The 6040-nt window shown below is 57.4% G+C and carries 6 protein-coding genes; 4 read left to right on the forward strand and 2 right to left on the reverse strand.

Going from position 1 to position 6040, the window contains the following annotated elements; genetic code table 11:
- Window positions 1–547: Mu transposase C-terminal domain-containing protein (locus ACOTX5_RS25920; protein WP_138980204.1), on the forward strand; the 547-nt coding region annotated here is incomplete at its 5' end.
- 2 nt (window positions 548–549) lie between these two features.
- Entirely contained in the window at window positions 550–1410 is an 861-nt protein-coding gene (locus ACOTX5_RS25925) for a TniB family NTP-binding protein (protein ID WP_000344784.1), read from the forward strand.
- A 50-nt stretch (window positions 1411–1460) separates the two neighbouring features.
- Here the strand turns inward: ACOTX5_RS25925 and ACOTX5_RS25930 are convergent, their stop codons facing one another.
- Window positions 1461–3005, reverse strand: coding sequence for an IS3 family transposase (locus tag ACOTX5_RS25930; RefSeq protein WP_000287615.1), 1545 nt, complete (start codon window positions 3003–3005; stop codon window positions 1461–1463).
- Window positions 3006–3127: 122 nt separating this feature from the next.
- On the opposite strand from ACOTX5_RS25930, the gene istA reads away from it, so the two are divergent.
- Together istA and istB are read left to right on the forward strand one after the other, a co-directional pair.
- Window positions 3128–4651, forward strand: coding sequence for an IS21-like element IS1326 family transposase (gene istA / locus ACOTX5_RS25935; RefSeq protein ID WP_001324342.1), 1524 nt, complete (start codon window positions 3128–3130; stop codon window positions 4649–4651).
- Window positions 4638–5423 (forward strand): IS21-like element IS1326 family helper ATPase IstB, encoded by a 786-nt coding sequence (gene istB / locus ACOTX5_RS25940; protein WP_000983249.1) that lies wholly within the window; start codon window positions 4638–4640, stop codon window positions 5421–5423. Before istA ends, istB begins: the two co-directional genes overlap by 14 nt.
- Window positions 5424–5598: 175 nt before the next feature.
- Here the strand turns inward: istB and ACOTX5_RS25945 are convergent, their stop codons facing one another.
- Window positions 5599–6039, reverse strand: coding sequence for a GNAT family N-acetyltransferase (locus ACOTX5_RS25945; RefSeq protein ID WP_032495541.1), 441 nt, complete (start codon window positions 6037–6039; stop codon window positions 5599–5601).
- Between the last annotated feature and the right edge of the window lies 1 nt (window position 6040).

A 6040-nucleotide genomic window follows, 5' to 3' on the forward strand; every position in this document is an offset into this window, starting at 1 on the left:
CGGCGTACCGGCCGTCGTCACACGCGCTACTTCGTTCCTGGTCGATTTTCTGCCGATCCTCCGGCGCACGCTGACCCGCACCGGCTTTGTCATCGACCACATCCACTACTACGCCGATGCGCTCAAGCCGTGGATTGCGCGGCGTGAACGCTGGCCGTCCTTTCTGATCCGGCGCGATCCGCGCGACATCAGCCGTATCTGGGTCCTGGAACCGGAGGGACAGCATTACCTGGAAATTCCCTACCGTACCTTGTCGCATCCGGCTGTCACCCTCTGGGAACAACGGCAGGCGCTGGCGAAACTGCGGCAGCAAGGGCGCGAACAGGTGGATGAGTCGGCGCTGTTCCGCATGATCGGCCAGATGCGTGAGATTGTGACCAGCGCGCAGAAGGCCACACGCAAGGCGCGGCGTGACGCGGATCGCCGCCAGCACCTCAAGACATCAGCTCGGCCGGACAAGCCCGTTCCGCCGGATACGGATATTGCCGACCCGCAGGCAGACAACTTGCCACCCGCCAAACCGTTCGACCAGATTGAGGAGTGGTAGCCGTGGACGAATATCCCATCATCGACCTGTCCCACCTGCTGCCGGCGGCCCAGGGCTTGGCCCGTCTTCCGGCGGACGAGCGCATCCAGCGCCTTCGCGCCGACCGCTGGATCGGCTATCCGCGCGCAGTCGAGGCGCTGAACCGGCTGGAAGCCCTTTATGCGTGGCCAAACAAGCAACGCATGCCCAACCTGCTGCTGGTTGGCCCGACCAACAATGGCAAGTCGATGATCGTCGAGAAGTTCCGCCGCACCCACCCGGCCAGCTCCGACGCCGACCAGGAGCACATCCCGGTGTTGGTCGTGCAGATGCCGTCCGAGCCGTCCGTGATCCGCTTCTACGTCGCGCTGCTCGCCGCGATGGGCGCGCCGCTGCGCCCACGCCCACGGTTGCCGGAAATGGAGCAACTGGCTCTGGCACTGCTGCGCAAGGTCGGCGTGCGCATGCTGGTGATCGACGAGCTGCACAACGTGCTGGCCGGCAACAGCGTCAACCGCCGGGAATTCCTCAACCTGCTGCGCTTCCTCGGCAACGAACTGCGCATCCCGTTGGTTGGGGTAGGCACGCGCGACGCCTACCTAGCCATCCGCTCCGATGACCAGTTGGAAAATCGCTTCGAGCCGATGATGCTGCCGGTATGGGAGGCCAACGACGATTGCTGCTCACTGCTGGCCAGCTTCGCCGCTTCGCTCCCGCTGCGCCGGCCTTCCCCAATTGCCACGCTGGACATGGCTCGCTACCTGCTCACACGCAGCGAGGGCACCATAGGGGAACTGGCGCACTTGCTGATGGCGGCGGCCATCGTCGCCGTGGAGAGCGGCGAGGAAGCGATCAACCATCGCACACTCAGCATGGCCTGTTGAGTTGCATCTAAAATTGACCCACTGGGGGTGCGGACGATTTCTTGGACGGTTTATACGGACATCAATCCGACCGCATGACGATACTCGATGGGACTACGCCCGCCAAGCGACACTTTGATGCGGCGCTCGTTGTACCAGTGGATATAGGCATCGATTCGCGTCATGAGGTCTTTCAGCGTCACGTGCTGCCAATTCCTCGGGTAGATTAGTTCGGTCTTCAATCGTCCGAAAAAGCCCTCGCATGCAGCATTGTCTGGCGAGCAGCCCTTTTTGGACATCGACCGCGTTAATTGGGCATTTTCAGTGCGGCGGATCCACGCAGGCCAGCGATAATGCGAGCCCCTGTCCGAATGGATAACCGGATGCTCACCGGGTCGCAGTGTCCGTACCGCGTGATCCAGCATGGTATTGACCAGGTTCGCATCCGGGCTGGTGCCGATATTCCAGGCCACCACCAGCCCATCGAAGCAATCGACGATCGGCGAGACGTAGACCTTCCCTGCCGGAATGTGTATTTCCGTCAGATCGGTCAACCATTTCGTATTCGGCGCCGACGCGTGAAAGTCGCGATTCAGCAGATTCGGGACCGCTGGTGTCGGGTCGCCAGCATACGCCGAGAAGCGCCGGCGGCGCGGTGTTCTCACGACCAGACGCTCTTGCGCCATCAAGCGACGCACGACCTTCTCGGACACACGCATGCCACCAAGGCGCAAGGCACTATCAATGCGTCGATAGCCATAGCAGCGGTAGTTGTCCTCGAAGATAGTCCGAATGACCTCACGCACCTGCGTGTACTTGTCGGGCCGCGTCTGCCGCAGGCGTTGATAGAAGTATGTGCTGCGCGCCAGCTTCAGGCCGCACAACAGATTGGCTAATGGAAACGTGACTCTGAGGGCATCAACCACCTTCGTTTTTTCTCGGCTTGTCAGTTCGAGGGGGTTGATGCCCATGTCTTTTTTTATCAATTCACTCGCCTTCTCCAGAATTGCATTCTCCATGCGAAGCCGCTGGTTCTGGCTCTCCAGTTCGGCCAGTTCCCTGAGTAGTGCCTCATGCCGCTGCTCGAGCGAGGTGTCACCTTTCTTCTTTGTCATGGGTTTTAGGGGCACTTTGCCAAGTAATCGATGCTGCCAGTTATACAACGTTGGTCGCGATACACCGACAGTGTCGGCCACATCCTTTGCCGAACCTACGCGCAGGTTCAGTGCAATGACGGCTTGCTGCTTCTCGAGGCGAGAGCGGGCGACTGTGGGAGCGCTGCTGCCGACGACCGTCCTAGCGAATTCAGGGCGTAAATCACGGATCCAGGCACGCAAGGCCTCGCGGCTTGGGTAGCCCAGGCTTCGGATTGTGTGACTCAGGCAGTAGCCTTGTTCGATATAGTGATCTACTGCCCGTTGCTTTTGCTCATCGGTGTACTGCCGTTTTATCCGTTGATAGCCTCGGCGAAGATCCTGATTCCGTTCGAATTCTGCCAACCAGGCCTTCAGCGAGTTCTTGGTGGGGTATCCCAGCTGCCGTAGTGTGGCGCTCATCCGGCGCCCAAGCTTCAGGTACAACCTCACGGCTCGAAGGCGATCTTCATACGAATACATGAACTACTCCTAAAGTAGTCCAAGATTTTGTCCGCACCCCAACTTAGGGTAAAGATTTGCGTCGAAATTTGACCCACGTATGACACTGTTTCCCGTCTGGATATGGCGGGAGAAATCAAGGAGTGATAAACGTGGCGATATTGAGCGCAATTCGACGCTGGCATTTTCGCGATGGTGCGTCGATTCGGGAAATAGCCCGACGAAGCGGCCTGTCCAGGAACACCGTTCGCAAGTATTTGCAAAGCAAGGTGGTTGAACCGCAGTACCCAGCGCGAGACAGCGTTGGCAAGTTAAGTCCTTTTGAGCCCAAGTTAAGGCAGTGGCTCTCCACCGAGCACAAAAAGACAAAGAAGCTGCGCAGAAACCTGCGCAGCATGTACCGGGATTTGGTCGCTTTGGGCTTTACCGGGTCTTATGACCGAGTGTGTGCCTTTGCCCGACAGTGGAAAGATTCCGAACAGTTCAAGGCGCAAACCTCGGGCAAGGGTTGTTTCATCCCCTTGCGCTTTGCTTGTGGCGAAGCCTTCCAATTCGATTGGAGTGAGGACTTTGCCCGCATAGCGGGCAAACAGGTCAAACTTCAGATTGCCCAGTTTAAGTTGGCCCACAGCCGGGCCTTTGTGCTTCGGGCTTACTACCAGCAAAAACATGAAATGCTGTTTGATGCCCACTGGCATGCCTTTCAAATCTTCGGTGGCATTCCCAAGCGCGGCATCTACGACAACATGAAGACCGCTGTGGATTCGGTGGGGCGTGGCAAAGAGCGCAGGGTCAATCAGCGGTTCACTGCCATGGTCAGCCACTACCTGTTTGATGCGCAGTTCTGTAATCCAGCATCGGGTTGGGAGAAAGGCCAGATTGAGAAGAACGTGCAGGATTCCCGCCAACGCCTGTGGCAAGGGGCACCAGACTTTCAAAGCCTTGCTGATTTGAATGTGTGGCTTGAGCATCGCTGCAAAGCGCTGTGGTCTGAGCTGCGCCACCCCGAATTGGACCAAACCGTGCAAGAGGCCTTTGCCGATGAACAAGGCGAGTTGATGGCGCTACCCAATGCCTTTGATGCATTCGTGGAGCAAACCAAGCGAGTCACTTCAACCTGCCTTGTTCACCACGAGGGCAATCGCTACAGCGTTCCTGCCAGTTACGCCAACAGGGCCATCAGCCTTCGGATTTATGCAGACAAGCTGGTGATGGCTGCCGAAGGCCAACACATTGCCGAGCATCCAAGATTGTTTGGCAGTGGCCACGCTCGGCGTGGCCACACACAATACGACTGGCACCATTACTTGTCTGTGCTTCAGAAGAAACCTGGGGCGTTGCGCAATGGTGCGCCATTTGCTGAATTGCCACCCGCGTTCAAGAAGCTTCAATCCATCTTGCTGCAACGCCCCGGCGGTGACCGTGACATGGTGGAAATTCTGGCCCTTGTATTGCACCACGATGAAGGTGCGGTACTCAGTGCTGTGGAATTGGCATTGGAGTGTGGCAAGCCATCGAAGGAGCATGTGCTTAATCTGTTGGGACGTTTGACCGAAGAACCTCCACCCAAACCGATTCCAATTCCCAAGGGGTTAAGGCTGACATTGGAACCACAGGCCAACGTGAACCGCTATGACAGTTTAAGGAGAGCCCATGATGCAGCATGAAGGCCATGTGAGAATCCTCAAATCCTTGAAACTCTTTGGCATGGCACACGCCATTGAGGAGTTGGGCAATCAGAATTCACCAGCATTTAATCAAGCCTTGCCCATGCTGGACAGCTTGATTAAAGCTGAAGTGGCAGAGCGTGAAGTACGTTCGGTGAACTATCAATTGCGGGTGGCCAAGTTCCCCGTGTATCGGGACTTGGTGGGCTTTGACTTCAGTCAAAGCCTGGTTAATGAGGCCACGGTCAAACAATTGCACCGGTGCGACTTCATGGAACAAGCCCAGAACGTGGTGCTGATTGGTGGGCCAGGCACAGGCAAGACTCACCTGGCCACAGCCATTGGTACACAAGCAGTGATGCACTTGAACCGACGGGTGCGTTTCTTCTCCACCGTGGATTTGGTCAATGCACTGGAGCAAGAGAAATCATCTGGGCGTCAGGGACAAATCGCAAACCGTCTGTTGTATGCCGATTTGGTGATTCTGGATGAGCTGGGATATTTGCCTTTTAGCCAAACCGGTGGGGCACTGCTGTTTCACCTGCTCTCAAAGCTGTACGAAAAAACCAGCGTGATACTGACCACCAACTTGAGCTTCTCGGAATGGAGCCGAGTGTTTGGCGATGAAAAGATGACAACAGCGTTGTTGGACCGACTAACCCACCACTGCCACATCCTGGAAACCGGCAATGAAAGTTACCGCTTCAAACACAGTTCAACTCAGAATAAGCAGGAGGAAAAACAGACCCGCAAACTGAAAATCGAGACATAATTCTGACAACAAGGGGTGGGTCAAAATTCAATGCAAATCCCGGGTCAAATTTGGGTGCAAATCAACAGATATCGACAACCTCTCGCGCAACCAAGACATCGCGGTCGGACTGCAAGTGATCTTGAAGCCACGGGCCCGTCCCACCCCGACATGGACCTCGATGCCCGAACGGACGTTAGATTTCGAGTTCTAGGCGTTCTGCGATGAAGGTTGGATCCCAGCCGGGATTGAAAGTGTCGACGTGGGTGAATCCGAGCCGCTCGTATAGGCCACGCAGGTTCGGGTGGCAGTCGAGCCGCAGCTTGGCGCACCCCTGCGTTCGCGCGGCATGGCGGCAAGCCTCGATCAGCGCGGAGCTGACACCCCGGCCCGCATGTGTCCGTCGCACCGCGAGCTTGTGCAGATATGCGGCCTCCCCCTTGAGGGCGTCGGGCCAGAACTCGGGATCCTCGGCCGACAAGGTGCAACAGCCGACGATGCCGTCGCTGCAACTCGCGACTAGGAGCTCGGATCTCAGGACGAAGGTCTCCGCGAATGTCCGGTCGATCCGCGCGACGTCCCAGGCGGGCGTTCCCTTGGCGGACATCCACGCCGCAGCGTCGTGCATCAGCCGCACA

This window comes from Enterobacter cloacae complex sp. IR5441, from assembly GCF_049238215.1.
Classification (GTDB): domain Bacteria; phylum Pseudomonadota; class Gammaproteobacteria; order Enterobacterales; family Enterobacteriaceae; genus Enterobacter; species Enterobacter hormaechei_C.